This is a genomic window from uncultured Arthrobacter sp. (genome assembly GCF_947493765.1).
Lineage (GTDB): Bacteria > Actinomycetota > Actinomycetes > Actinomycetales > Micrococcaceae > Arthrobacter_D.
Map to the genome: position 1 here is coordinate 86458 of NZ_CANLSZ010000008.1, position 24386 is coordinate 110843.

Annotated in this window: 29 protein-coding genes; 26 read left to right on the forward strand and 3 right to left on the reverse strand. The window is 68.1% G+C overall.

Going from position 1 to position 24386, the window contains the following annotated elements:
* Positions 1 to 166 precede the first annotated feature (166 nt).
* The 19 genes from rplN (at position 167) to Q0747_RS11905 (ending at position 11780) form a co-directional block, all read left to right on the forward strand.
* Positions 167 to 535: a 50S ribosomal protein L14 gene (rplN, locus tag Q0747_RS11815; RefSeq protein WP_026549116.1), complete on the forward strand. Its 369-nt coding sequence runs from the start codon at positions 167 to 169 to the stop codon at positions 533 to 535.
* Positions 536 to 538: 3 nt separating this feature from the next.
* The gene (rplX, locus tag Q0747_RS11820; protein ID WP_298254874.1) at positions 539 to 913 is read left to right on the forward strand and encodes a 50S ribosomal protein L24; all 375 of its coding nucleotides are present in this window, start codon (positions 539 to 541) and stop codon (positions 911 to 913) included.
* Entirely contained in the window at positions 913 to 1497 is a 585-nt protein-coding gene (rplE, locus tag Q0747_RS11825) for a 50S ribosomal protein L5 (RefSeq protein ID WP_298254876.1), read from the forward strand. The genes rplX and rplE overlap by 1 nt, the downstream gene beginning before the upstream one ends.
* Positions 1498 to 1581: 84 nt before the next feature.
* Positions 1582 to 1980: a 30S ribosomal protein S8 gene (gene rpsH / locus Q0747_RS11830; protein ID WP_136453991.1), complete on the forward strand. Its 399-nt coding sequence runs from the start codon at positions 1582 to 1584 to the stop codon at positions 1978 to 1980.
* A gap of 18 nt (positions 1981 to 1998) precedes the next feature.
* Entirely contained in the window at positions 1999 to 2535 is a 537-nt protein-coding gene (gene rplF, locus Q0747_RS11835; protein WP_298254878.1) for a 50S ribosomal protein L6, read from the forward strand.
* A 2-nt stretch (positions 2536 to 2537) separates the two neighbouring features.
* Entirely contained in the window at positions 2538 to 2921 is a 384-nt protein-coding gene (rplR, locus tag Q0747_RS11840; RefSeq protein ID WP_298254880.1) for a 50S ribosomal protein L18, read from the forward strand.
* Positions 2918 to 3649 carry a 30S ribosomal protein S5 gene (gene rpsE, locus Q0747_RS11845; RefSeq protein WP_298254882.1) on the forward strand — a complete coding sequence of 244 codons (732 nt, stop codon included), beginning with the start codon at positions 2918 to 2920 and terminating at the stop codon, positions 3647 to 3649. Before rplR ends, rpsE begins: the two co-directional genes overlap by 4 nt.
* Entirely contained in the window at positions 3649 to 3867 is a 219-nt protein-coding gene (gene rpmD, locus Q0747_RS11850) for a 50S ribosomal protein L30 (RefSeq protein WP_298254884.1), read from the forward strand. The genes rpsE and rpmD overlap by 1 nt, the downstream gene beginning before the upstream one ends.
* Positions 3868 to 3881: 14 nt before the next feature.
* Positions 3882 to 4364: a 50S ribosomal protein L15 gene (gene rplO / locus Q0747_RS11855; protein WP_298254934.1), complete on the forward strand. Its 483-nt coding sequence runs from the start codon at positions 3882 to 3884 to the stop codon at positions 4362 to 4364.
* A 201-nt stretch (positions 4365 to 4565) separates the two neighbouring features.
* A complete protein-coding gene (gene secY / locus Q0747_RS11860; RefSeq protein ID WP_148599316.1) occupies positions 4566 to 5876 on the forward strand; it encodes a preprotein translocase subunit SecY in 1311 nt (436 codons plus the stop codon).
* A 5-nt stretch (positions 5877 to 5881) separates the two neighbouring features.
* A complete protein-coding gene (locus Q0747_RS11865) occupies positions 5882 to 6445 on the forward strand; it encodes an adenylate kinase (protein WP_298254937.1) in 564 nt (187 codons plus the stop codon).
* 9 nt (positions 6446 to 6454) lie between these two features.
* Positions 6455 to 7282 (forward strand): type I methionyl aminopeptidase, encoded by an 828-nt coding sequence (gene map, locus Q0747_RS11870; protein WP_298254886.1) that lies wholly within the window; start codon positions 6455 to 6457, stop codon positions 7280 to 7282.
* Positions 7283 to 7501: 219 nt separating this feature from the next.
* Positions 7502 to 7723 (forward strand): translation initiation factor IF-1, encoded by a 222-nt coding sequence (gene infA / locus Q0747_RS11875; RefSeq protein ID WP_019481515.1) that lies wholly within the window; start codon positions 7502 to 7504, stop codon positions 7721 to 7723.
* Positions 7724 to 7740: 17 nt separating this feature from the next.
* Entirely contained in the window at positions 7741 to 7854 is a 114-nt protein-coding gene (gene rpmJ, locus Q0747_RS11880; RefSeq protein WP_026531446.1) for a 50S ribosomal protein L36, read from the forward strand.
* A 165-nt stretch (positions 7855 to 8019) separates the two neighbouring features.
* Positions 8020 to 8397, forward strand: a complete 378-nt coding sequence (gene rpsM / locus Q0747_RS11885; RefSeq protein WP_298254891.1) for a 30S ribosomal protein S13 — start codon at positions 8020 to 8022, stop codon at positions 8395 to 8397.
* 163 nt (positions 8398 to 8560) lie between these two features.
* Positions 8561 to 8962, forward strand: coding sequence for a 30S ribosomal protein S11 (gene rpsK, locus Q0747_RS11890; RefSeq protein WP_049829160.1), 402 nt, complete (start codon positions 8561 to 8563; stop codon positions 8960 to 8962).
* 145 nt (positions 8963 to 9107) lie between these two features.
* A complete protein-coding gene (locus Q0747_RS11895) occupies positions 9108 to 10118 on the forward strand; it encodes a DNA-directed RNA polymerase subunit alpha (protein ID WP_148599313.1) in 1011 nt (336 codons plus the stop codon).
* A gap of 62 nt (positions 10119 to 10180) precedes the next feature.
* Positions 10181 to 10807 carry a 50S ribosomal protein L17 gene (gene rplQ, locus Q0747_RS11900; RefSeq protein WP_298254896.1) on the forward strand — a complete coding sequence of 209 codons (627 nt, stop codon included), beginning with the start codon at positions 10181 to 10183 and terminating at the stop codon, positions 10805 to 10807.
* A gap of 7 nt (positions 10808 to 10814) precedes the next feature.
* Positions 10815 to 11780 (forward strand): tRNA pseudouridine(38-40) synthase TruA, encoded by a 966-nt coding sequence (locus Q0747_RS11905; RefSeq protein WP_298254898.1) that lies wholly within the window; start codon positions 10815 to 10817, stop codon positions 11778 to 11780.
* On the opposite strand, the gene Q0747_RS11910 is transcribed toward Q0747_RS11905, so the two are convergent.
* Positions 11777 to 13447 carry a cell wall metabolism sensor histidine kinase WalK gene (locus Q0747_RS11910; RefSeq protein WP_298254900.1) on the reverse strand — a complete coding sequence of 557 codons (1671 nt, stop codon included), beginning with the start codon at positions 13445 to 13447 and terminating at the stop codon, positions 11777 to 11779. The genes Q0747_RS11905 and Q0747_RS11910 overlap by 4 nt on opposite strands.
* 196 nt (positions 13448 to 13643) lie before the next feature.
* Between Q0747_RS11910 and Q0747_RS11915 the strand changes: the two genes are divergently transcribed.
* From Q0747_RS11915 to glmM, 5 genes are all read left to right on the forward strand, one after another.
* On the forward strand, positions 13644 to 14420 hold the full coding sequence (locus tag Q0747_RS11915) for a response regulator transcription factor (RefSeq protein WP_298254902.1): 777 nt from the start codon (positions 13644 to 13646) through the stop codon (positions 14418 to 14420).
* A gap of 140 nt (positions 14421 to 14560) precedes the next feature.
* Positions 14561 to 16798: a bifunctional diguanylate cyclase/phosphodiesterase gene (locus Q0747_RS11920; protein ID WP_298254904.1), complete on the forward strand. Its 2238-nt coding sequence runs from the start codon at positions 14561 to 14563 to the stop codon at positions 16796 to 16798.
* A gap of 222 nt (positions 16799 to 17020) precedes the next feature.
* Positions 17021 to 17464 carry a 50S ribosomal protein L13 gene (rplM, locus tag Q0747_RS11925; RefSeq protein ID WP_148600020.1) on the forward strand — a complete coding sequence of 148 codons (444 nt, stop codon included), beginning with the start codon at positions 17021 to 17023 and terminating at the stop codon, positions 17462 to 17464.
* Between the two features lie 37 nt (positions 17465 to 17501).
* A complete protein-coding gene (gene rpsI, locus Q0747_RS11930) occupies positions 17502 to 17999 on the forward strand; it encodes a 30S ribosomal protein S9 (RefSeq protein WP_298254906.1) in 498 nt (165 codons plus the stop codon).
* A 212-nt stretch (positions 18000 to 18211) separates the two neighbouring features.
* A complete protein-coding gene (gene glmM / locus Q0747_RS11935; protein WP_298254909.1) occupies positions 18212 to 19570 on the forward strand; it encodes a phosphoglucosamine mutase in 1359 nt (452 codons plus the stop codon).
* Between the two features lie 563 nt (positions 19571 to 20133).
* Here glmM and Q0747_RS11940 read toward each other — a convergent pair.
* Positions 20134 to 20955: a D-alanyl-D-alanine carboxypeptidase family protein gene (locus Q0747_RS11940; RefSeq protein ID WP_298254911.1), complete on the reverse strand. Its 822-nt coding sequence runs from the start codon at positions 20953 to 20955 to the stop codon at positions 20134 to 20136.
* Between the two features lie 2 nt (positions 20956 to 20957).
* On the reverse strand, positions 20958 to 21935 hold the full coding sequence (gene coaA / locus Q0747_RS11945) for a type I pantothenate kinase (RefSeq protein WP_298254913.1): 978 nt from the start codon (positions 21933 to 21935) through the stop codon (positions 20958 to 20960).
* A gap of 61 nt (positions 21936 to 21996) precedes the next feature.
* On the opposite strand from coaA, the gene glmS reads away from it, so the two are divergent.
* Both glmS and Q0747_RS11955 read left to right on the forward strand, forming a co-directional pair.
* Positions 21997 to 23937 carry a glutamine--fructose-6-phosphate transaminase (isomerizing) gene (gene glmS, locus Q0747_RS11950; protein ID WP_298254914.1) on the forward strand — a complete coding sequence of 647 codons (1941 nt, stop codon included), beginning with the start codon at positions 21997 to 21999 and terminating at the stop codon, positions 23935 to 23937.
* Between the two features lie 51 nt (positions 23938 to 23988).
* On the forward strand, positions 23989 to 24360 hold the full coding sequence (locus Q0747_RS11955) for a holo-ACP synthase (RefSeq protein ID WP_298254916.1): 372 nt from the start codon (positions 23989 to 23991) through the stop codon (positions 24358 to 24360).
* Positions 24361 to 24386: the final 26 nt, after the last annotated feature.

Here is a 24386-nt window from a genome sequence, read left to right on the forward strand (position 1 = left end):
CACACCAGGCACATAGGCAAAAGCCCGCTGATCTTGTTCGGCACGAATCTTCCCTGCAGAGGACCCCGTCCCCTCCTGCTCGTGCCGAGTACCAGTATCACGGGGCCAACCCATATCCGTTCCGCAAGGCTCGAGCAGAGAACCGGCGCGACGACAGGAGTAATCAGTGATTCAGCAGGAATCGCGGCTGAAGATCGCCGACAACACCGGGGCCAAGGAAATCTTGACCATCCGCGTGCTCGGAGGATCCGGACGCCGCTACGCAGGTATCGGTGACGTGATCGTCGCCACCGTGAAGGACGCGATCCCCGGTGGCAACGTCAAGAAGGGCGATGTGGTCAAGGCCGTCATCGTCCGCACCAAGAAGGAACGCCGCCGAGCGGACGGTTCCTACATCAAGTTCGATGAGAACGCAGCAGTCATCCTGAAGAACGACGGCGACCCCCGCGGTACCCGCATCTTCGGTCCTGTGGGTCGCGAACTGCGCGACAAGCGTTTCATGAAGATCATCTCGCTGGCGCCGGAGGTGCTGTAGTCCATGGCACAGAAGACAAAGCTCAGGATCAAGAAGGGTGACCTCGTCCAGGTCATCACGGGAGCCAAGCAGGAGCGCGGCGGAGACCGCGGCAAGCAGGGCAAGGTACTGAAGGTCTTCCCCGAGACCAATCGCGTCCTCGTCGAGGGCATCAACCGGGTCACGAAGCACACCAAGGCCGGGCAGTCGCAGCGCGGCACGACGACCGGTGGCATCGAGGTGGTCGAGGCATCCGTGCACATCAGCAATGTCGCCGTCGTCGACCCCGAGACCAAGAAGCCGACCCGCGTGGGCTACCGCACCGAGACCGTCGAGCGCGACGGCCGCGAGCGCGTGGTCCGCATCCGCGTCGCCAAGGCATCAGGGAAGGATCTGTAATGACTGCCGAGACCACAGGTACCACGCAAGCCGCAGTTCTTCCCCGTCTCAAGGCTCGCTACGCCTCGGAGATCAAGTCCAAGCTCCAGGAGGAGTTCGGCTACTCCAACGTCAACCAGGTACCGCGCCTGGTGAAGGTCGTCGTCAACATGGGTGTCGGCGACGCCGCGAAGGACTCCAAGCTGATCGACGGGGCGGTCAAGGACCTCACCGCGATCACCGGCCAGAAGCCGCAGGTCACCAAGGCCCGCAAGTCGATCGCCCAGTTCAAGCTCCGCGAGGGCATGCCCATCGGCGCCCACGCCACCCTGCGCGGGGACCGCATGTGGGAGTTCACCGACCGGCTCGTCTCGCTCGCGCTGCCCCGTATCCGCGACTTCCGCGGCCTCAACGGCAAGCAGTTCGACGGCAACGGCAACTACACCTTCGGACTCACGGAACAGTCGATGTTCCACGAGATCGACCAGGACAGGATCGACCGTGTCCGAGGCATGGACATCACCGTCGTGACGACCGCCAAGACCGACGCCGAGGGCCGCGCGCTCCTCAAGGCGCTCGGGTTCCCGTTCAAATCCGAAGATTAATCTGACTACGTTTCAGGTCCACTCCCGCCGGCGCACCTACCGGCGGGAACCGGGAAACCGTTTCGAGGAAGGGCAAGAGCCCACATGACAATGACAGATCCTGTCGCAGACATGCTGACGCGTCTGCGCAATGCAAACTCGGCGTACCACGACTCCGTGTCGATGCCGTACAGCAAGCTGAAGGCCCGCGTGGCCGACATCCTGAAGGCCGAGGGCTACATCGCCGGCTGGAAGGAAGAGGAGGCCGAGGTCGGCAAGAAGCTGACCCTGGACCTGAAGTTCGGTCCGGACCGCCAGCGGTCCATCGCCGGCATCCGCCGCATCTCCAAGCCCGGACTGCGCGTCTACGCGAAGTCCACGAATCTCCCGCACGTTCTCGGGGGCCTCGGTATCGCCATCCTGTCCACCTCCTCCGGTCTGCTGACGGACCGCCAGGCATCCAAGAAGGGCGTGGGTGGGGAAGTCCTCGCCTACGTCTGGTAACGGGAAAGGGAAAGAAACATGTCACGTATTGGACGTCTGCCCATCACCGTTCCCGCTGGTGTCGAGATCACGCTCAACGGCAACGACGTTTCCGTGAAGGGCTCGAAGGGGGAGCTGAGCCACACGGTTCCGAACCCGATCGAGGTCTCGCTGGACGAGGGCACCCTCACGGTGTCCCGGCCCAACGACGAGCGTGAGTCACGCTCGCTGCACGGGCTCACCCGCACGCTGATCTCCAACATGATCGTGGGTGTCACCGAGGGCTACAAGAAGAACCTCGAGATCGTGGGCACGGGCTACCGTGTCCAGGCCAAGGGCAGCGACCTCGAGTTCGCCCTGGGCTACAGCCACCCGGTCGCCGTCAAGGCTCCCGAGGGCATCACGCTGACGGTCGACAGCCCCACCAAGCTCTCGGTGTCCGGCATCAACAAGCAGCGCGTCGGCGAGGTCGCTGCAACCATCCGCAAGCTGCGCAGGCCCGATCCCTACAAGGGCAAGGGCATCCGCTACGCAGGCGAGATCATCCGCCGCAAGGTCGGAAAGGCTGGTAAGTAACCATGGGTCTGAGCATCAACAAGAAGCGCAGCTCGAAGAGCAGGTCCGCCTCCCGCGGACGTCGTCATCTGCGTGTCCGCAAGCGCGTCTCGGGGACGGCGGCGCGACCGCGCCTGGTCGTGAACCGGTCGGCACGTCACGTGTTCGTCCAGGTCGTCGACGACACCAAGGGCATGACCGTCGCCTCGGCCTCCACGCTCGAGGCCGATCTGCGTGCCTTCGACGGCGACAAGACGGCCAAGGCCAAGCGCGTCGGCGAGCTCGTCGCGGAGCGTGCCAAGGCCGTTGGCGTCGAGGCAGTCGTCTTCGACCGTGGCGGTAACAAGTACCACGGTCGTGTCGCGGCAATCGCAGACGGTGCGCGGACGGGTGGTCTGTCACTGTGACCGAGGAAAACAAGGCAAAGGAAGCCCCATTGAATACGGCTACAGAGCAGCCAGCGGCGGAAGCTCCGGCTGCGGCTGCAACCGGAACCGGATCCGCCGACGCCAATCGCAACAACGCTCGTGGTTCAGGCCGCGGCGGTGAGCAGCGCGGTGGTCGCAACGAGCGCGGCGGCCGCGGCGGTCGTGACGGCGGACGGAACGACGACAAGGACAAGTTCATCGAACGCGTCGTCGCCATCAACCGTGTCTCGAAGGTCGTCAAGGGCGGTCGCCGGTTCAGCTTCACCGCACTCGTGGTGGTGGGCGACGGCAACGGCATGGTTGGCGTCGGCTACGGCAAGGCGAAGGAAGTTCCCTCGGCCATCCAGAAGGGTGTCGAGGAAGCGAAGAAGACGATGTTCCGCGTTCCGCGCATCGGCGGTACCGTGCCGCACCTGGTACAGGGTGAGGCAGCGGCCGGCGTGGTCCTGCTCCGTCCCGCATCTCCCGGTACCGGCGTGATCGCCGGCGGTCCGGTGCGTGCGGTCCTGGAGTGCGTCGGTATCCACGACGTGCTCTCCAAGTCGCTCGGTTCCGCGAACGCGATCAACATCGTCCACGCGACCGTCGACGCCCTGAAGCGGCTCGAGGAGCCACAGGCTGTCGCGGCACGCCGCGGCCTGCCCCTCGACGAAGTCGCATCCCACCAGATGCTGCGCGCGATCGCAGCTCAGAAGGCAGGTGCGTGATGACCGCCATCACTCCCAAGAAGGTGCGCGTGAGCTCCGCGAAGCTCTCGATCACCCAGATCAAGTCCGTCATCGGCGGCAAGCAGAGCCAGCGGGACACGGTGCGGTCGCTCGGGCTCAAGCGGATCGGGCACACCGTTGTCCGTGAGGCTGACGCCGTCACCGTCGGCATGGTCAACACGGTGCCGCACCTCGTGAAGGTCGAGGAGGCCAAGTAATGACAGAGAACGACATGGCGGCCCCGGCCGCGTCCAAGACCGCAGCGGAGCGAACGCACGCACTGAAGGTCCACCACCTCCGCCCCGCACCCGGCGCCAAGACGGCGAAGACCCGCGTGGGCCGTGGTGAGGGCTCGAAGGGCAAGACCGCCGGCCGTGGCACCAAGGGAACCGCAGCCCGCTACCAGGTGAAGGCGGGCTTCGCAGGAGGCCAGCTGCCCCTGCACATGCGGCTGCCCAAGCTGCGCGGGTTCAAGAACCCGTTCCGGGTGGAGTTCCAGGTCGTGAACCTGGACAAGCTCTCCGAGCTCTTCCCGTCGGGCGGGGACGTCACCGTCGCCTCCCTGGTGGCCGGAGGGGCCGTTCGCAAGAACCAGCCCGTCAAGGTCCTCGGGACCGGCGAGATCACCGTCGCGGTCAACGTGACCGCCGATGCCTTCTCGGCCTCCGCGGCCGAGAAGATCACGGCAGCCGGTGGATCGGTTACCACGCCCTAGGGCATGGGCCGTCCTCCTGACGGGGAACGGCAGCCACGCTTTCCAGAGAAGGACTCCTGGTGGACAGGATCGAACCAGTCCACCGGGAGTCCTTCTCCGTTCACCCCGCCGGGGGCCTGTACGAGGGCACCGGCGACCACCCGTTACACTCGATTGTTGTGTGCGGTCCGCGACGGGACCGAAGAATCTTCAGGAGGACGCTTGCTTAGCGCTATTGGCCGGGCATTCCGGACGCCGGATCTGCGGCGCAAGCTGTTGTTCACGCTGGGAATCATCACCATCTTCCGTCTCGGTGCCTTCATCCCCGCCCCGGGCGTGGACTACGGGAACGTCCAGCAGTGCCTGGAGCTCGGGAACACCGACGGCGGTCTCTACCAGTTCGTCAACCTCTTCAGCGGCGGCGCGCTCCTCCAGGTGTCCATCTTCGCCCTCGGGATCATGCCCTACATCACCGCGAGCATCATCACGCAGCTCCTCCGGGTGGTCATCCCCCGCTTCCAGGAGCTGCACCAGGAAGGTGCCCAGGGGCAGTCCAAGCTGACCCAGTACACGCGCTACCTGACCATCGCGCTCGGCCTCCTCAATGCGACCACCCTCGTCTCCCTCGCGAGGACGGGCGCCCTGCTCGGGGACTGCCCCGTCCCGCTCATCCCCGACGACTCGCTCATCATGATCGTCCTGCTGATCATCACGCTCACCGCGGGCACCGGCCTCATCATGTGGATGGGAGAGCTCATCACCGAGCGGGGCGTGGGCAACGGGATGTCGCTGCTCATCTTCACGGCCATCGCCGCGGGCTTCCCCACCTCGCTCGGGGAGATCCTGCGCACCCAGGGCGGTACGGTGTTCGCCCTCGTCCTGCTCATGGGCATCGTGGTGGTCACCCTCGTGATCTTCGTGGAGCAGTCGCAGCGCCGCATCCCGGTCCAGTACGCCAAGCGGATGATCGGACGCCGCACCCTCGGTGGCAGCAGTACCTACATCCCCATCAAGGTCAACATGGCGGGAGTCATCCCGGTCATCTTCGCCTCGTCCATGCTCTACCTCCCGAGCCTGGTCTCGCAGTTCAACACCCCCCAGGACGGGACGCCGCCGGCCGCCTGGGTCAACTGGGTCACCACCTACCTCACGAGCGGGGACCACCCCCTGTACATGGCGCTGTACTTCCTGCTGATCGTGTTCTTCACCTACTTCTACGTCGCCATCACGTTCAACCCGGACGAGGTGTCGGAGAACATGAAGAAGTACGGCGGCTTCATCCCCGGGATCCGGGCCGGACGCCCGACGGCGGAGTACCTCCAGTACGTGCTCTCGCGCATCACACTCCCCGGGGCCATCTACCTCGGCCTCGTCGCCCTGATCCCGCTGATCGCCCTGGTCTCGATCGGCGCCAACCAGAACTTCCCCTTCGGAGGGACGTCCATCCTCATCCTGGTCGGTGTGGGCCTCGAGACCGTCAAGCAGATCGACGCGCAGCTCCAGCAGCGTCATTACGAAGGGTTGTTACGTTGACGAGAATGCTGATCATCGGCCCGCCCGGCTCGGGCAAGGGAACCCAGGCCGCCCGGATCTCGGAGCGCCTCGGCGTCCCGGCCATCTCGACGGGCGACATCTTCCGCGACAACGTCAGGCGCGAGACGCCGCTGGGGGTCGAGGCGAAGAAGTTCATGGACGCGGGCGACTTCGTGCCCGACAGCGTCACCAACAGCATGGTGCGGGACAGGCTCGCCGAGGACGACGTCCGTGAGGGGTTCCTGCTGGACGGATATCCCCGCACGGCCGCCCAGGTGCTCGAACTGGACGACATCCTCCGGGAGAACTCCCTCGACCTGGACGTGGTGCTGCAGCTGACGGCGGACGACGAGGAACTCGTCCGGCGCCTCCGCGGCCGGGCCGAGCTCGACGGCCGCTCCGACGACACCGAACAGGTGATCCGCCACCGGCTGGGCCTGTACCACGACCAGACGGTGGTGGTCGTGTCACGCTACGACGAGCGGGGGATCGTGGTCAGGGTCGACGGCATCGGCCCCATCGACGAGATCACCGAGCGGATCATGGACGCGCTCAAGGTCCCGAGCTAGGGCGCTTCGATGTTCCGTCAACCGAAGATCGAGTACAAGACCGCGGACCAGATGCTGGTCATGCGGGAGGCCGGGCTGGTCCTGACCCGGGCCCTGGACGCCACCGTCGACGCCGCACGGGTGGGCGTGACGACGGCCCAGCTGAACCGGGTCTTCGAGGCGGTGCTCCGCGAGGCGGGGGCCACCTCCAACTTCCTCGGGTACCACGGCTTCCCGGCGAGTATCTGCACCTCGGTCAACGAGGAGGTGGTGCACGGCATACCCGGCGACCACGTTCTGCAGGACGGCGACATCCTCTCCATCGACGGAGGCGCGGTCGTGCGCGGCTGGCACTCCGATTCGGCGCGTACCACCATCATCGGTACGGCCAGGCCGGAGGACGAGCGCCTCTCCCGCGTCACCGAGGACGCCATGTGGCACGGCATCGCGGCCCTGGCCTCGGCGCGGTACGTCGGTGACGTGGGCGCAGCTATCGACGACCACGTGTCGTCCGTCCCCGGGCCCGCACTGGGCATCCTGGAGGACTACGTCGGGCATGGCATCGGCACCGAGATGCACCAGGCTCCCGACGTCCTGAACTACCGCAGCTCCGCGCGCGGCCCGAGGGTCCGCGCCGGTCTGTGCCTGGCCATCGAACCCATGCTCGTGCAGGGCGGGCTCGAGACCACCGTGCTCGACGACGAGTGGACGGTGGTCACGACCGACGGGGGTCGGGCGTCGCAGTGGGAGCACAGCGTGGCGGTCCACGAGGGCGGTATCTGGGTGCTCTCGGCGGCCGACGGCGGAGCCTCACGCCTGGAGCCCCTCGGTGTGACGCCGGTCCTGCCGGCGGGGTGAGCCGGGGGCTCCGCGGCTGCGGGATCCATCTGTCTCCGCGGAATTTAACTATCACCGGCCGGTGGCGTAGGATTCGTTGTTGGTCGTCTGTGTTTTCCGTGCCCTTCTAGGCCTCTACACGCTCCCTCCCGGTGGTATCAGCGCCGACGGGGGATCCGACGACCGAAACCCTGAACCGGCCCGCCGCACGTGTGGTGGGCACAGACGTTAGCGGAGGATATGGCCAAGAAAGACGGTGTCATTGAGATCGAAGGCACTGTGAACGAGGCACTGCCCAACGCGATGTTCCGCGTTGAGCTCGCCAACGGACACATTGTTCTCGCTCACATCTCGGGAAAGATGCGCCAGCACTACATCCGGATCCTCCCCGAGGACCGGGTCGTGGTGGAACTCAGCCCGTACGACCTCACCCGGGGCCGTATTGTCTACCGCTACAAATAAGAACGCAAAGGAACACCATGAAGGTCCAGCCGAGCGTGAAGCGTATCTGCGAGAAGTGCCAGGTGGTTCGCCGCAAGGGCAACGTTCTCGTCATCTGCGAAAACCCGCGCCACAAGCAGCGTCAGGGCTAGGGATCCCTCCACGGGATCCTCCTCGCGCGTAGAAGTACCTGTAACGGCAGCACGGCGCCCTCCCCGGAGGGCGTCCACCCCCGGCTCGGAGGCCGGGGACCGGAACGAGCGTTCCGGGATCGTTCTGCTCAAGACCTCCGGTAATACAAGAGGAGCACCGTCTCTATGGCACGTCTCGCCGGCGTAGACATCCCCCGTGAAAAGCGGGTCGTCATCGCGCTCACCTACATCTACGGCATGGGCAGAACCCGTGCGGAGAAGACCATCGTCGACACCGGGATCGCAGCGAACACCCGGGTCAAGGATCTCTCCGACGCCGAGCTGGTCCAGCTCCGCGACTACATCGAGGACAACTTCAAGGTCGAGGGCGATCTTCGACGCGAGGTTGCCGCCGACATTCGCCGCAAGGTCGAGATCGGCAGCTACGAGGGCATTCGGCACCGCCGCGGCCTTCCCGTGCGCGGACAGCGCACGAAAACGAACGCGCGTACCCGCAAGGGTCCGAAGCGTACCGTCGCCGGCAAGAAGAAGGTCGGACGCTAGTCCCTAATGGCACCCTAACCGGGCTCGCCAAGGCTCGCCCGGCCAGGGAACCCAGCCATCAGGGGCCCACCCACCAGTTCCCCGACAGGGGTCCTGGACGCAGGCTCCCGGCAGCTCCGATCAGCCGATCAATGCTCTACCCAATACCTTCGTAGGAGAAGTAATGCCCCCCAAGACTCGTGGAGCGGTGCGCAAGCCGCGTCGCAAGGACAAGAAGAACATCGCGCTCGGCCAGGCGCACATCAAGAGCACCTTCAACAACACGATCGTGTCCATCACGGATCCCAGCGGAGCCGTCATCTCCTGGGCCTCCGCCGGTGAGGTCGGTTTCAAGGGCTCGCGCAAGTCGACGCCCTTCGCGGCGCAGATGGCCGCGGAGGCCGCGGCGAAGCGTGCTCAGGAGCACGGCGTCCGCAAGGTGGACGTGTTCGTGAAGGGCCCCGGTTCGGGGCGCGAGACCGCGATCCGCTCGCTGCAGGCCACGGGCCTCGAGGTCGGGTCCATCCAGGACGTCACCCCGAGCGCGCACAACGGCTGCCGCCCCCCGAAGCGCCGCCGCGTCTGAGTCGGCCCCAGGTCACGACGCCGCCCGGTGGATCCCGTGGGATCCTCCGGGCGGCGTCCGGGGCCTGTCCGCCCGAGCAGGCTGACCAGCAGTTCCGCCCATTCCGAAGTGTCATATAGCGGATGCTTCCTGAAAGGAAATGTACGTGCTCATTGCACAGCGCCCCACCCTGACCGAAGAGGTCGTCGCCGACAACAGGTCGCGGTTCGTCATCGAACCCCTCGAGCCCGGGTTCGGTTACACCCTCGGCAACTCCCTCCGCCGCACGCTGCTGTCCTCCATCCCCGGTGCCGCCGTCACGAGCATCCGGATCGACGGTGTCCTCCACGAGTTCACCACCGTTCCCGGGGTCAAGGAGGATGTCACCGAGATCATCCTGAACATCAAGAACCTCGCCGTCTCCTCCGAGCACGACGAGCCCGTCGTCGCCTACCTGCGCAAGCAGGGTCCCGGCGTCGTCACCGCGGCGGACATCGCCCCGCCGGCCGGCGTCGAGTTCCACAACCCGGATCTGCACATCGCCACGCTGAACTCGAAGGGCAAGTTCGAGCTCGAACTGACCATCGAGCGCGGCCGCGGTTACGTCTCGGCATCCCAGAACAAGTCGGGCGACTCCGAGATCGGCCGCATCCCGGTCGACTCGATCTACTCGCCCGTCCTGAAGGTGACCTTCCGTGTGGAGGCCACCCGTGTGGAGCAGCGCACCGACTTCGACAAGCTCATCGTGGACGTGGAGACGAAGGACGCCATCGCCCCCCGCGACGCCGTCGCCTCGGCCGGTACCACGCTCGTCGAGCTCTTCGGCCTCGCCCGTGAACTGAATGTGGCTGCCGAGGGCATCGAGATCGGGCCCTCGCCCACGGACGCCGCTCTCGCGGCCGACATGGCGCTGCCCATCGAGGACCTCGAGCTGACCGTCAGGTCCTACAACTGCCTGAAGCGTGAGGGCATCCACTCCGTGGGTGAACTCGTGGTCCGCTCCGAGGCCGATCTCATGGACATCCGCAACTTCGGAGCCAAGTCCATCGACGAGGTCAAGGCGAAGCTCGTGGAGCTGGGGCTGTCCCTGAAGGATTCCCCTCCCGGGTTCGATCTCGCAGCCCGCGCGGCCGCCATCGACGAGGACGACGCCGACTTCGGCACCGAAGAGGTCTAGAACGCTATCCGTTCCGGCCCGCAGCAGAGCGGTCCCAGAACTTCTAATGAGGAGAAAGAAACATGCCCACACCCACCAAGGGCCCACGTCTCGGAGGCGGTCCGGCGCACGAGCGCCTGATGCTCGCCAACCTGGCCGCCTCACTGTTCGAGCACAAGCGCATCACCACCACGGTGACCAAGGCCAAGCGGCTGCGGCCCTACGCGGAGCGTCTCATCACCTTCGCCAAGAAGGGTGACCTGGCCTCGCGCCGTCGCGTCCTCGGCGTCATCAGCAGCAAGAGCATCGTCCACGAGCTGTTCACGGACATCGCCCCTGCTGTCGCCAACCGCGAGGGCGGCTACACCCGCATCACCAAGATCGGCAACCGCAAGGGCGACAACGCCCCCATGGCGGTCATCGAACTGGTGCTCGACCCCATGTCGCCCAAGCAGTCCGTGGTCGCAGAGGCCGAGCGGGCCACGACGCCCGCTGCACCGGCAGCAGAGCCCGTGGATTCTGCCGATTCCGCTGATTCCGTGGACTCCGTGGATTCTGCCGACTCCGCTGATTCCGTGGACTCCGTAGATTCTGCCGACTCCGCAGACTCGGTCGAGGTGCAGGCCGAGGACACCACGGTCGACGCCGAAGCAGGGTCCGACGACGAGATCGTCGTCGTCGAGGGCACGGTCGAGGACGAGAAGAAGTAGTCTCCCCTTGATCCAGCTCGAGCCCGCCGCTCCCCGAGGGGACGGCGGGCTCCTGCGTATCCGGCTCGACATCGCCTACGACGGCAGCCTCTTCTCCGGCTGGGCCCTCCAGCCCGGGCTGACCACCGTGGAGGGCATCCTCGAGGACGCCCTCTTCACGCTCCTGCGCCGCAGGGTGCGCCTGACCGTCGGGGGGCGGACGGATGCAGGAGTGCACGCTCGCGGGCAGGTGGCGCACGTGGACCTGACTCCCGCCGAGTGGGAGGGCATGGCGCGCGGCCGCGACGCCGACCCCTCGACGGCGTTCCTGCGACGCGTCGCCGGCACCATCAACCGTGTCCTCACCAGCGGCCCGACCGGTCCCGACCGGACGGTGCGCAGCATGGTGCCCGCCGTCGTCGTGCGCTCCGCGGCGCGTGCTCCGGAGGGGTTCGACGCACGCTTCTCGGCACTCTGGCGACGCTACAGCTACACCATCGCCGACACGGCGACCGGGCAGGATCCGCTCCGCCGCGCGACGACACTCTGGTATCCGGCATCGCTGGATGTCGGACTGCTCAACGAGGGAGCGACCCACCTGCTGGGTATGCAGGATTTCGCGGCGTTCTGCAAACCGCGCGAGGGCGCGACCACCATCCGCGACCTGCAGCGCTACGAGTTCGCCCGCGAGCCCGACGGCGAGATCGTCGCGACCGTCCAGGCCGACGCGTTCTGCCACACCATGGTCCGGGCACTGGTCGGCTCCACACTGCGGGTGGGCTCCGGGGAGATGCCGCCGGCGTGGCTGGCCGGTCGTCTCGCTGCTCGGACCAAGGACGCCCGGTCCATCCTGGCTGCACCGCATCCCCTCGTCCTCGAGGAGATTGCCTACCCGCCGGACGAGGACCTGACGGCCCGCGCTGCACTGACCAGGGCGCGCCGGACCCCGGACGCCACGGCGGATACGCAGGACCGATCGGGGCGGTCCGTCTAGACGGAGCCCTCGAAGGTCTCCTGGTGCATGCGCTCGACCTCGCCGTTGACCGGGAGGGTGACCGTGAAGCAGCTGCCCTCACCGGGTGAGCTGGTGCATCCGATGGACCCACCGTGACCCTCCACGATGGCTCGTGTGATGGCGAGGCCCAGACCGGCGCCGTCGATCTCCGACCGCCGCGCCGCGGGTGTGCGGTAGAAGCGCGAGAAGATCTGGCGCGTCTCCTGCTCCGACATCCCCATGCCCCGGTCCTCGACCTGGAGGGTGATGGCGGTCTGCGTCTCGTCCGCGCGGATGGTGACCGGGCCGCCGTGCTCCGTGTACTTGATGGCGTTGGAGAGCAGGTTGTCGAGGACCTGGGAGATCCGCAGTGGATCGATGAGGGTCCACAGCGGTGCGCGGACCTCCGTCCGCAGCTGCACGCCGTGCTTCTCGGCCTTCAGACGGTTCGATCTGACGCTCATCTCGATCAGGGCCGCCAGGTCCACCGGACGCGGATGCACCCGGACGCGGTCGCCCGCCGTGGAAAGCAGATCGGCGACGAGGTGCAGGACGCGCTCGGCGTTCCGCCCGGCGACGTCGAGGTGATCCCGGAGCCGGTCGGGCAGCGGATGCTCGTCCTCCTGCACCAGCTCGAGGTACCCGAGGACCGACGTCAGCGGGGCGTGGAACTCGTGGGAGATGTTGGAGATGAAGGCGTCCTTGGCGGAGACCGCCTCCACGAGCTCCGTCACGTCGCTGCAGACGATCAGTGCCCCCGCGATGTCGCCGTCGGCGTTGGTGATGGGGCGCGCAGCAGTGGACAGCGCGCGCTGGGCGTCGCCGTCGCCCACCCACAGGAGCTGATCCGCGAAGGTCTCGCCCCTGAGGGCACGGGGGACGGGTCGCAGCTCGGGTGGGAGCGGCGTCACGCCGTCCGGTGCGAACACGAGGGGGTAGGGCTCCCGCTCGTGATCAGGGCCGGCGGACAGCCTGTCGAAGAGCTCCTGCTGCCGATTCGTGAGGGTGGTGGTGCCGTGCGCATCGACGGCGGTGAGGCCGACGTCGACGGTGTTCAGGATCGCCGTCAGGACCCGCTCCCGGTCGATGGCCGCCTGCAGGAGGTCCTGCAGTTCGCTGTCACGACGCCGGGCCTCGACCGCCCGCGTCCGCGCCCCGTCGTTCGTGAGGCGCAGGACCACACCGACGCAGAGCATCACGATCGGTAGCAGCGCCTCCCGGTACGGGTCGTCGCGCGGTTCGACCAGGAGCGGCCATTGGGCCACCAGCGATCCCAGGACCGTCAGCCCGAGGAGCATCCACAGGGGCACCCTGGACCGTACGAGCCAGAGCACGGGGAAGACCACCAGGATGCCGAGGCCCGGCTGGTTCTCCACCGGCCCGGAGCGCAGCAGGCCGATGGCGACGAAGTCCAGCACCGGCACGACCACGATCACGCCGGCGGGCAGCCGGAGCCCGGGGACCAGCAGGGAGACGACCAGCAGCCCGAGGATGGTCGAGACGCCGAGCACGAAACCCGTCCCCGCTGCACCCGGGCGGACCGCCGCGGACACCGCGAGAGCCAGGGCTATGAGGGCCAGCGGGAGCTGGCAGATCGGCACCGACCGGTCGAGCGACGGGCGGGACCGTGTTCCGGGGGCGGGCGCCGCGTGTCCGACCCTAGACATGTGCCGCCGCGGGCAAGGGGAAATACTGCATTCTGACAATCTTTCCGACGCTGAGACCTACGTACTGGCTATCAGTATGTCCCGGAATCCGTGTCCGGCCCGGACCTCGGGCGGGGAGTCGGTGGTGGAGTCGGGCACAATGTGACTGACGACGAGCCGCAACGTGCTCGGGGACGAGGGAGAAGGGGGACTGCGGGTGAGCGATCCGGGAGTGGCAGTAGTGATCGAGGACGACGCCGATGTGCGGAACCTCGTCGGCGCCGTCCTGAGGCAATCGGGGTTCGAGGTTCATGTCGCGCCGGACGGTCGGGCCGGCGTCGAGCTGGTCCGGACCCACGATGCGACGGTGGTCACCGTGGACGTGGGGCTGCCGGACATCGACGGCTACGAGGTGCTTCGACGCCTCCGCAGTTTCAGCACCTGCTATGTGGTCATGCTGACCTCCCACGGCGACGAACTCGACACGCTCACGGCCCTGCAGTCCGGAGCCGACGACTACCTCACCAAGCCGTTCCGGCCCCGCGAGCTCAGGGCGCGGATCGCGGCGATGCTGCGGCGACCCCGCGCCGTCCCGCCGCCCCCGGCGAACGTACCGGCCGAACAGGAGCCCCCGATGACGCCGACGCAGACGCCTGCGCCGTCATCGATCCTGGAGCACAACGGCCTGGAGCTCGACACCTCCACGCGCTTCGTCGCCGTGGAGGGGCGCGAGCTGCCCCTGACCCGCAGTGAGTTCGATCTGCTCAGCGAGATGCTCAGGAGCGTGGGAGCCGTCAGGACCAAGGCGGATCTGGTGAGGGTGGTGCGGGGGGACCGCTACGACCGCGACACCTACATCAGCGATTCGGACGAGAGGGCCATCGAGGTCCATGTCGGCAATCTCCGGCGCAAGCTCGACGAGGACCCGAAGACCCCGCGGTGGATCCAGACGGTGCGCGGTGTGGGGTACCGCCTGACACCCCGCTCCGGCTAGCACCGGGCAGGCGCTCCGGCCGAGCGACGGACGGGAGCATCACGCCCGAGATCCTGCGGGGAACGCGCGGAAATACTGTGCGATTGCGCAGGAAGCACGTCCGAGACGACGGTCGGACGTGCCGGCCCTACACTGTCGCAATGACCGCCTCCCCGTCCCCGATCGGTGTCGCCCGGCACGACCCGCGCACGCCGTCGTGTCCGGCGGGAGTCGGGTCCGGGGTGCCCGGGCAGCCCGGACCCGGGGCGGAGGAGATCCGCTACCTCCGCCGCTTGGCCGCCCTGGTGGAAGCCTCCCGCGACGCGATCAACGGGACGGACCGGGACGGCATCATCACCAGCTGGAACACCGGTGCCGAGCGGATCTACGGGTACAGCGCGGAGCAGGCGATCGGGAGCAGTTTCGAGATGCTCACGGCCGGCGATTCGGGTGGTGCAGGACGCGCGCTGCGGTCGAGGATCGCCGAGGGCGGGGGACTGTCCGGCGCTCCGGTGGTCGCCAGGCGCCGGGACGGCTCACTCGTGGAGATCTCGCTGACCGTCTCCCCGGTCTTCGGCAGCGACGGCACGGTGATCGGTGCATCGGCGATCGCGCGGGAGCTCACCGACGTCGAGCAGCAGCGGGCCGATGCCATCCACGAGCGCGACCGGTTGACCTTCGCGCAGGAGATCGCCCACGTGGGCTCCGTCGAGGTGAACATGGTGACGGGGCACCGGTGGTGGTCCGACGAGTACTTCCGGATCCACGGTCTGCCGCTCGACGCGATCCCGACGGAGGAGCTGTGGCACTCGGTGCTGCACCCCGAGGACCGCGAGATGGTCCGGCGGGTCTGGGGCGAACTCGAGTCCGGCGGACCGCCGCTGAAGCTGGTCCACCGAATCATGCGCCCCAACGGCGAGGTGCGCTGGGTCCATACGCGGGCCGCCGCCGAGCACAGCGACGGAGTGCTCATCCGGCTGCTCGAGACGGTGGTGGACATCACCGAACGCAAGCTCGCCGACGAGGCCCTCGAACGCCTCGCCTTCCAGGACCCGCTGACCGGCCTGGCCAACCGGGCGCTGCTGGCGAACTGCATCGACGTCGCCCTCGAGGACGCTGCCGGGTCCGGGACCCGCGTGGGCGTACTCTTCCTCGACGTCAACCGGTTCAAGGTGGTCAACGACGGGCTCGGCCACGCCGCCGGGGACAGCCTGCTCGTCCAGCTCGCCGCGCGCCTGCGCGGGGCGGTGCGTCCCTCGGACACCCTGGCCCGGTTCGCCGGGGACGAGTTCGTGATCGTGTGCGGTGGTATGGGGCTCGACGACGCCCATGAGCTGGCAGGGCGCATCGCGGCCACGGTGCAGGCTCCGTTCGACCTGCTGGGGCAGGAACTGTTCGTCACCGTCAGTATCGGCATCGCCCTGTCCTCCGGGGACGACACCGCGGCCTCCCTGCTCCATCAGGCGGACGCCGCGATGTACGTGGCGAAGGAGACCGAGCGGATCGACGGCGTGGTGTTCGACGAGTCGATGCATCGTCGTGCCGAGGTCCGCCTCGACATCGGCTCCCAGCTGCCGCGTGCCCTCGAACGGGGCGAGCTCGAGATCTACTACCAGCCCATCGTCGGGGTGGCCGATCAGCGGCCCGTCGGTGTCGAGGCGCTCCTGCGCTGGAGGCACCCCAAGCACGGGCTCGTGTCACCGTGCGAGTTCGTCCCGATCGCGGAGGAGACGGGCTTGATCGTGCCGATCGGGAGGTGGGTGCTCGTCCAGGCGCTCGCGCAGGCGCAGCGCTGGCGTGCGGACGTCCCCGGCGCCGCCGGACTGCGGATCGCCGTCAATCTGTCCGCCCGCCAGCTCGTGGATCCCGACCTGTGCGCCTCCGTCGCGGACGCGATCGGGCGCGCCGGGATCGACCCGTCCGCCGTCGAGCTCGAGATCACCGAGTCCACCCTCATGAAGAACGTGGAGCGATCCATGGCGACGCTCACGCAGCTCCGCGGCCTCGGGGTGGGGCTGTCGGTGGACGACTTCGGGACCGGCTACTCCTCCCTGAGCTATCTGAGCCGGTTCCCGGTGACCACGCTGAAGGTCGACAGGTCCTTCGTGGAGGAACTGGACGGCAGGGACGAACACGCCCGCCCCATCATCGCTGCGGTCACGATGATGGCCGCGGCCCTCGGCCTGGACGTCGTCGCGGAGGGCGTCGAGACGCCGAACCAGCTCGAGCAACTGGACGCACTCGACGTCGGTTCGGCCCAGGGCTTTCTCTGGGCCGAACCACTGCGGGTCGACGACGTCGTCCCGTGGCTGTCGGCCCGGGCGGGCTCCGTGGACAGGCGCCCGCACGACCCGTCGCCGTCGTCGCGGGTTTTGCCATATAGCAGCGTGGCACGCTAAAGTTGGCAGTCGTCGTGCGTATCCCATCTCGATACGTCTTCGTTCTTCGGAGCGGTTCAGTTGCAGAACCACCTGGCCCGGGGACGGAGCCGAGATCCACGGGATCCCTGGCCGTATTTCAGCCCTCACCTGAAGTTCCGGTAGCGCATGAGTCAGCTGAGTTCGCGGATCAGGGTCACCGTTCCCGTGAGCGACACCGAAACAGAAACGAAGGCCATAACCGTGCGTACGTACACCCCGAAGCCAGGCGACATCACCCGCCAATGGCACGTAATCGATGCAACCGACGTCGTCCTCGGCCGGCTTGCCAGCCAGACCGCCATCCTGCTGCGCGGGAAGCACAAGCCGACCTTCGCTCCGCACATGGACATGGGCGACTTCGTGGTCATCATCAACGCTGACAAGGTCGCGCTCACCGGAGCCAAGCTCGAGCAGAAGCGCGCCTACCGTCACTCCGGTTTCCCGGGCGGCCTCAAGTCCTCCAACTACGCCGAGCTCCTGGAGAAGAACCCCGAGCGTGCGGTGGAGAAGGCCATTCGCGGCATGCTCCCCAAGAACTCCCTCGCGGCCCAGCAGATCGGCAAGCTCAAGGTCTACCGCGGCGCCGAGCACCCCCACGCGGCACAGCAGCCCGTGACATACGAAATCACCCAGGTCGCCCAGTAGTCCTGGCCACCGACACTAATCAGCTTCAAGGAGAACCGTGGCTCAGAACACTGAAGAGATGAATGAACCGACTGAGGAGCTCACCAGCTACACCTCAGAGTCGACCGAGGGTGCCGAGACGACCGTCAAGGAACGTCCCGCACTGACCGTCGGCGGCGGAGCCGTAGGGCGCCGCAAGGAAGCGATCGCCCGGGTGCGCCTCGTCCCCGGGACGGGCAAGTGGATCGTCAACGGCCGCGAGCTCGCCGACTACTTCCCGAACAAGCTGCACCAGCAGGAAGTCAACGACCCGTTCAAGCTCCTCGAGCTCGACGGCGCCTACGACGTCATCGCCCGGATCCACGGCGGCGGACAGTCCGGCCAGGCCGGGGCACTGCGCCTCGGAGTGGCTCGCACGCTGAACGAGATCGACCGCGAGAACAACCGGCCCGCCCTCAAGAAGGCAGGCTTCCTCACCCGCGACGCCCGCGTGATCGAGCGCAAGAAGGCCGGTCTCAAGAAGGCGCGCAAGGCACCGCAGTACTCCAAGAGGTAATCCTCGCCCTCCCCGACAGAAATCGTCCCGGGGCGATTTCTGTCGGGTCCCGGCGGCGACAACTGCCTCTTGGCTCCACGCGCTGTCCGTCCGGCGGAAATCCGCCGGGACACGCTCGGATGCCCGTCCATGCTCCTCGGACGGGCATCGTGCTTTAACCTGATGGGGTCCGTACCCCGGCGGTCTAATGTTCCTCTCCTAGGATGTCAACGATGAGCAAGTTATTCGGCACCGACGGTGTGCGCGGTCTGGCCAACGGTCTGATCACCGCCGAACTGTCCCTCCACCTGGCTCAGGCGGCCGCCGTGGTCCTCGGCCACAATGCCGTCGAGGGCGGACGTCGGCCCACCGCCGTCATCGCCCGCGACCCCCGCATCAGCGGAGAGTTCATCGCCGCGGCCGTCGAGGCGGGCCTGGCGAGTGCGGGCGTGGACGTGTTCGACGCCGGCGTACTGCCGACACCTGCAGCCGCCTTCCTGGTCGCCGATCTCGATGCCGACTTCGGTGTCATGATCTCCGCCTCGCACAACCCCGCCCCCGACAACGGCATCAAGTTCCTCGCCCGCGGCGGCAAGAAGCTCAGCGACGCGCTCGAGGATGCCATCGAGGCGGAGATGGACAGGCCGAGTCGACGGCCCCTGGCCGGCGACGTCGGACGCATCCAGCGCTTCGCCGATGCGGAGGACCGCTACGTGGTGCACCTGCTGCAGACACTCCCGCGCCGCCTCGACGGCATCAAGGTGGTGCTCGACTGCGCCCACGGCGCCGCCAGCGGCTGTTCCCCCGAGGTCTTCAGGAACGCGGGCGCCGAGATCGTGGTCATCGGCGCGGAGCCGGACGGCATCAACATCAACGACGGATACGGCTCCACCCACCTGGGGCTCCTGCAGGCCGCGGTGCTCGAGCACGGCGCCGACCTCGGGATAGCCCACGACGGCGACGCCGATCGCTGCCTCGCGGTAGACCACGAGGGGTCGGTCGTGGACGGCGACCAGATCATGGCCGTGATGGCGCTCGCGCTGAAGGACGCCGGGAAGCTGGCGGACAACACCCTGGTGGCCACGGTCATGAGCAATCTCGGCCTGAAGATCGCGCTGGCCGAGGCGGGCATCACGCTGCAGGAGACCGGGGTGGGGGACCGCTACGTGCTGGAGGGCATGAACGCCGGAGGCTTCAGCCTCGGTGGCGAGCAGTCCGGCCACGTCATCTTCGCCGAGTACGCGACCACAGGTGACGGTGTGCTCACGGGGCTGCAGCTCGCCGCGCGGATGGCGGAGACGGGCAAGAGCCTGAAGGAGCTCTCCGGCGTGATGACGAAGCTCCCGCAGGTACTCATCAATGTGAAGGGCGTGGACCGGGCCGCCGTCCGGTCGGACGAGGGCGTGCAGGACGCCGTGCGTCGGGCCACGTCGCTGCTGGGGGACACGGGCCGAGTGCTGCTGCGCCCCTCCGGCACCGAACCGGTGGTGCGGGTCATGGTCGAGGCGGCGGACACCGCCACGGCGCAGCGGGTGGCCGAGGACCTCGCCGCGACGGTACAGGAACGCCTCGCCCTCGAGCCGGTCGCCTGACCTTTGCGGCCGGGCACGGGCCCAGGCCGCACAGACGCCCGGGTACGGCATCCCTCGGCCGTACCGAGGGGCCGAGACCATGCCGGGCTCGGCGTCGCCGGGTGGTACCTGTTCGGGGGCTTCGGCCGACCGGGAGGTACCGGTCCGGGGGCTTCGGCCGACCGGGTGGACTGGTCCGGGGACTTCGGCCGACCCGGTGGCGTTTGGGCGGCGTGTCCTGCCGCGACACGCTGCTGCCGGCGTCGATGTCCCCGGATCTGTACAGAACCCGGGCGCCCGGTGCCCTGAAGCCGCAACTCCCTGAGGTTTCGTCCACCGGGTGGTACCTGTTCGGGGAGTTCGGCCGACCGGGTGCACTGGTCCGGGGACTTCGGCCGACCCGGTGGCGTTTCGGCGGCGTGTCCTGCCGCGACACGCTGCTGCCGGCGTCGATGTCACCGGATCTGTACAGAACCTGGGCGCCCGGTGGCTTGAAGACGCAGTGCCCCTGAAGCCGCAGTGCCCCTGACCCGTACAGGGCCTGGGCGCGACGGCGACAGTGAACCGATCGGGATGGCCCGAACTCAGTACGACGGCGCCGCGGGGAGCCCGAAGTACTCCTCGAGCGTCTCCCGACCTGCGTCCTTCATCGCCAGGGCCACCTCCGGGCCCACGTAGCGGAAGTGCCACGGCTCCGCGAAGAAGCCGGTCACGTGATCGAACCCGAGGGGATAGCGCAGGATGATCCCGTACTCCGGCGCGTGGAGCGCCGTCCACCGGGCGGCCCGGGTCTGGGCGAAGCACGAGACGAGCGTGCAGGCGCCGTCGTCCTGGGCGATGTCGAAGGCGAGCCCGGTCTGGTGCTCGGAGTAGCCGGGCCGGGCGGACACCGCGTCGGCTCCTGTGGCACTTCCGTACTGGGCCACCCAGTGGGCATAGGTGGACTGCTGCTCGGCGTAGGAACGGTACCCGCTGACGATCACCAGGCCGACGCCCTCGCGGCCCGCCGCGTCGACCATCCTCTCCACGGCCGCCGCCGCATCGGGTCGCAGCCGGATGCCGGGACCGGCAGCGACGTCGAGCGGACGGAGCTCGGCCGGCTCGAAATCGAGGGGGCGCAGGGGGCGCTGCTTGTTCACCACGACGTCCGGAGCCGCCGGATCGGCATGGGCTCCGGGCGACGGAGGGGCAGCGGGCGCGCTGGTCGGAGCCGGAGCCGGAGCCGGAGCAGGAGCAGGCGTCGTCGCACCCGACGGGGACTGCAGTGACGACGGGGACGGCAGCGGGCGCTCCACGGCAGGGGGCGGAGGTGCCACCCCCGGGGCGGCGGGTGCCGTCGACCCCGGCGACGCACACGCCGGGAGGACCAGGACGGCCAGCACCGCTGCGAGCCGACGCACGCGCATCGTCACGTCTTCCGGAGGAGCATGCGCCGGACGGAGTGATCGGCGTCCTTCGTCAGGACCAGTTGCGCGCGCCCGCGCGTGGGCAGGACGTTCATCAGCAGGTTGGGTTCGTTGATCCGCTCCCAGATGCCGGTGGCCGTCTCGCGGGCCTCGTCGTCCGTGAGGCCCGCGTAGCGGTGGAAGTACGAGTCCGGGTCGGCGAAGGCGCTGGTGCGCAGCGACTGGAAGCGACGGACGTACCACTGCCGGATATGGGCGGTCTTGGCGTCCACGAAGATGGAGAAGTCGAAGAAGTCGCTCAGCGCGAGGCCGGTGATGCCGTCGGAGCGCGGCCGGGCCGGCGCCAGGACATTGAGCCCCTCCACGATCAGGACATCGGGACGACGCACCACCACCTCGCGGCCGGGCACGATGTCGTAGGTGAGGTGGGAGTACCACGGCGCCCGCACCTCGGCGGCCCCGCTCTTGACCTCGCTGACGAAACGCAGCAACCGGCGCCGATCGTAGGACTCCGGGAAGCCCTTGCGCTGCATCAGGCCGCGCCGTTCGAGTTCCGCGTTCGGGTAGAGGAAGCCGTCCGTGGTGACCAGATCCACACGGGGCGTGCCGGGCCAGCGCCGCAGCAGTTCGCGGAGGACCCGCGCCGTGGTGGACTTGCCCACCGCCACGGAACCGGCGACGCCGATCACGAAGGGCGTCCTGGTGGTCGTCTCACCGAGGAAGGTGTTGGTGGCCCTGTGCAGCTGCCCGGCCGCGGCGATGTAGAGGTTCAGCAGCCGGGAGAGCGGCAGATAGACCTCGCGTACCTCGTCGAGATTCAGGGCGTCGCCGAGACCCTTCAGGCGCTGCACGTCCTCGACGTTCAGCGGACTCTCGATCTCGTGGGAGAGGCGGGACCACATCTGGCGGTCCAGTTCGACGAAGGGAGTGAAGGTCTCGGCACCCGAGGTCTGCTGCGGGCCCGTGCCTCTGTCACTCACCCGATGATTCTGCATGGTGGGGTGCACATTAACAAACACGGCCACCGGTAAGCTGGAGCCCATGTGTGGAATCGTGGGATATGTGGGCCGGGAGCACGGCCGGGGATCGTTGGCGTCCGATGCGGTTGCCGGGGCCGCCGGAGGGGAGTCGGCCGAGGCCGCGCACGGCGCGCTCGACGTCGTCATGGAGGGGCTGCGGCGCCTCGAGTACCGCGGGTACGACTCCGCCGGCGTCGCCGTCATCTCTGAGCAGGGCATCGAGTCCCGCAAGAAGGCCGGCAAGCTGACCAACCTGGTGGGGGAGCTCGCGGCCCATCCGCTGCCGCGCTCGCTGACGGGCATCGGCCACACCCGCTGGGCCACCCACGGCGGGCCCACTGACCAGAACGCCCACCCCCACCTGGCGGACGAGGGGCGACTCGCCCTGATCCACAACGGCATCATCGAGAACTACGCGGAGCTGAAGGCCGAGCTGACCGGTGAGGGGCTCACCTTCGTCTCGGACACCGACACCGAGATCGCCGCCGGCCTCGTCGGCCACCTCTACCGCACCCTGCGGGACCAGGGCGCCGAGGGCGATCTGCTCACCCTCGCCCTGCAGCAGGCCTGCCAGCGGCTCGAAGGAGCGTTCACCCTCCTCGCGATCCACGAGGACCAGCCCGGCACGGTCGTCGCGGGCAGGCGCAACTCGCCCCTCGTCGTGGGACTGGGTGACGGGGAGAACTTCCTCGGCTCCGACGTCTCCGGCTTCATCGACTTCACGCGCCGCGCGGTGGAACTCGGCCAGGACCAGATCGTCACCATCACGCCTGACGACGTCGTCATCACCGACTTCTACGGGACGCCCGCCGAGGGTACCGAGTTCCACGTGGACTGGGATGCCGCCGCCGCGGAGAAGGGCGGCTTCGAGTCCTTCATGGAGAAGGAGATCCACGACCAGCCCGACGCCGTCGGCCAGACCCTGCTGGGGCGCTCCGACACCGCGGGCAACCTCGTGCTCGACGAGCTGCGGATCGACGAGTCGATCCTGCGGTCCGTGGACAAGATCGTGGTGCTGGCCTGCGGCACCTCGGCCTACGCCGGTCAGGTGGCCAAGTACGCGATCGAGCACTGGTGCCGCATCCCCACAGAGGTGGAGCTGTCCCACGAGTTCCGGTACCGCGATCCGATCGTGAACGAGAAGACCCTCGTGGTGGCGATCTCGCAGTCCGGCGAGACCATGGACACCCTCATGGCAGTCCGGTACGCGCGGGAGCAGGGCGCGAAGGTCGTGGCGATCTGCAACACCAACGGCTCCACCATCCCGCGCGAGTCCGACGCCGTGCTCTACACCCACGCCGGTCCCGAGATCGCCGTCGCCTCGACCAAGGCGTTCCTGGCCCAGATCACCGCCGCCTACCTGCTGGGGCTCTACCTCGCCCAGCTGCGCGGCAACAAGTACCGCGACGAGATCGCCGACGTCATGGCGGATCTCACGGCGATCCCCGCCAAGATCCAGACCATCCTCGACGGTGCGGACGCCATCAAGGCCCTGGGCGCCGACATGGCGAACGCCAAGTCGGTGCTGTTCCTCGGCCGCCACGTGGGATTCCCGGTGGCCATGGAGGGGGCCCTGAAGCTCAAGGAGCTCGCCTACATCCACGCGGAGGGCTTCGCGGCCGGCGAGCTGAAGCACGGACCCATCGCACTGATCGAACAGGGCCAGCCCGTGGTCGTGGTCATGCCCTCCCAGAGCGCGCGCGACTCCCTGCACGCCAAGGTGGTCTCCAACGTGCAGGAGATCCGCGCACGCGGGGCCATCACCATCGTCATCGCCGAGGAGGGCGACACCTCGGTGGAGGCCTACTCCGAGCACGTGTTCTACGTCCCGGCGTCCCCGACGCTCCTGGCCCCCCTGCTGACCACCGTGCCCCTGCAGATCTTCGCCCTCGCCCTCGCCAGCGCGAAGGGCTACGACGTCGACCAGCCCCGCAATCTGGCGAAGTCGGTCACGGTTGAGTAGAGCCACGGACCGGCCCCGGGGGGCAGGCGCCCCGCGGGGGGACACCCCGGCATGATCGTCGGGATCGGGATGGACGTGGTGGACATCGCGCGGTTCCGGGGGCAGCTCGAGCGGACCCCCGGGCTCCGCGAGAGGCTCTTCGTGCCGTCGGAGCGTGGCCTGAGCACGCAGTCCCTCGCGGCGCGCTTCGCCGCGAAGGAGGCCATCGCCAAGGCCCTCGGGGCCCCCGTCGGCATGAACTGGCAGCACTGCACCATCGCGCTCGATGCTGCCGGCGCGCCCTCCGTGGTCCTCGACGGGACCGTGGCCGAGGTTGCACGCGCCCGCGGAGTGCGGGCGTGGCACCTCTCCATGAGCCACGACGGCGGTCTCGCCACGGCCATGGCTGTGGCGGAAGGCGCGTCGCCGACGGGCGCCGGATAGTAACCGTACTGATCATCGCCCGCGTT

Bases quoted from the DNA above. Each gene is read 5' to 3' on its own strand.
- glmS (WP_298254914.1), top strand. From the start codon at position 21,997: ATGTGTGGAATCGTGGGATATGTGGGCCGGGAGCACGGCCGGGGATCG.
- Q0747_RS11955 (WP_298254916.1), top strand. From the start codon at position 23,989: ATGATCGTCGGGATCGGGATGGACGTGGTGGACATCGCGCGGTTCCGG.
- rplR (WP_298254880.1), top strand. From the start codon at position 2,538: ATGGGTCTGAGCATCAACAAGAAGCGCAGCTCGAAGAGCAGGTCCGCC.
- rplQ (WP_298254896.1), top strand. From the start codon at position 10,181: ATGCCCACACCCACCAAGGGCCCACGTCTCGGAGGCGGTCCGGCGCAC.
- infA (WP_019481515.1), top strand. From the start codon at position 7,502: ATGGCCAAGAAAGACGGTGTCATTGAGATCGAAGGCACTGTGAACGAG.
- glmM (WP_298254909.1), top strand. From the start codon at position 18,212: ATGAGCAAGTTATTCGGCACCGACGGTGTGCGCGGTCTGGCCAACGGT.
- rplX (WP_298254874.1), top strand. From the start codon at position 539: ATGGCACAGAAGACAAAGCTCAGGATCAAGAAGGGTGACCTCGTCCAG.
- Q0747_RS11940 (WP_298254911.1), bottom strand. From the start codon at position 20,955: ATGCGCGTGCGTCGGCTCGCAGCGGTGCTGGCCGTCCTGGTCCTCCCG.
- rplE (WP_298254876.1), top strand. From the start codon at position 913: ATGACTGCCGAGACCACAGGTACCACGCAAGCCGCAGTTCTTCCCCGT.
- rpsK (WP_049829160.1), top strand. From the start codon at position 8,561: ATGCCCCCCAAGACTCGTGGAGCGGTGCGCAAGCCGCGTCGCAAGGAC.
- rpsH (WP_136453991.1), top strand. From the start codon at position 1,582: ATGACAATGACAGATCCTGTCGCAGACATGCTGACGCGTCTGCGCAAT.
- Q0747_RS11920 (WP_298254904.1), top strand. From the start codon at position 14,561: ATGACCGCCTCCCCGTCCCCGATCGGTGTCGCCCGGCACGACCCGCGC.
- rplF (WP_298254878.1), top strand. From the start codon at position 1,999: ATGTCACGTATTGGACGTCTGCCCATCACCGTTCCCGCTGGTGTCGAG.
- rpmJ (WP_026531446.1), top strand. From the start codon at position 7,741: ATGAAGGTCCAGCCGAGCGTGAAGCGTATCTGCGAGAAGTGCCAGGTG.
- rplO (WP_298254934.1), top strand. From the start codon at position 3,882: ATGGCGGCCCCGGCCGCGTCCAAGACCGCAGCGGAGCGAACGCACGCA.
- rpsM (WP_298254891.1), top strand. From the start codon at position 8,020: ATGGCACGTCTCGCCGGCGTAGACATCCCCCGTGAAAAGCGGGTCGTC.
- rpmD (WP_298254884.1), top strand. From the start codon at position 3,649: ATGACCGCCATCACTCCCAAGAAGGTGCGCGTGAGCTCCGCGAAGCTC.
- Q0747_RS11865 (WP_298254937.1), top strand. From the start codon at position 5,882: ATGCTGATCATCGGCCCGCCCGGCTCGGGCAAGGGAACCCAGGCCGCC.
- map (WP_298254886.1), top strand. From the start codon at position 6,455: ATGTTCCGTCAACCGAAGATCGAGTACAAGACCGCGGACCAGATGCTG.
- Q0747_RS11910 (WP_298254900.1), bottom strand. From the start codon at position 13,447: ATGTCTAGGGTCGGACACGCGGCGCCCGCCCCCGGAACACGGTCCCGC.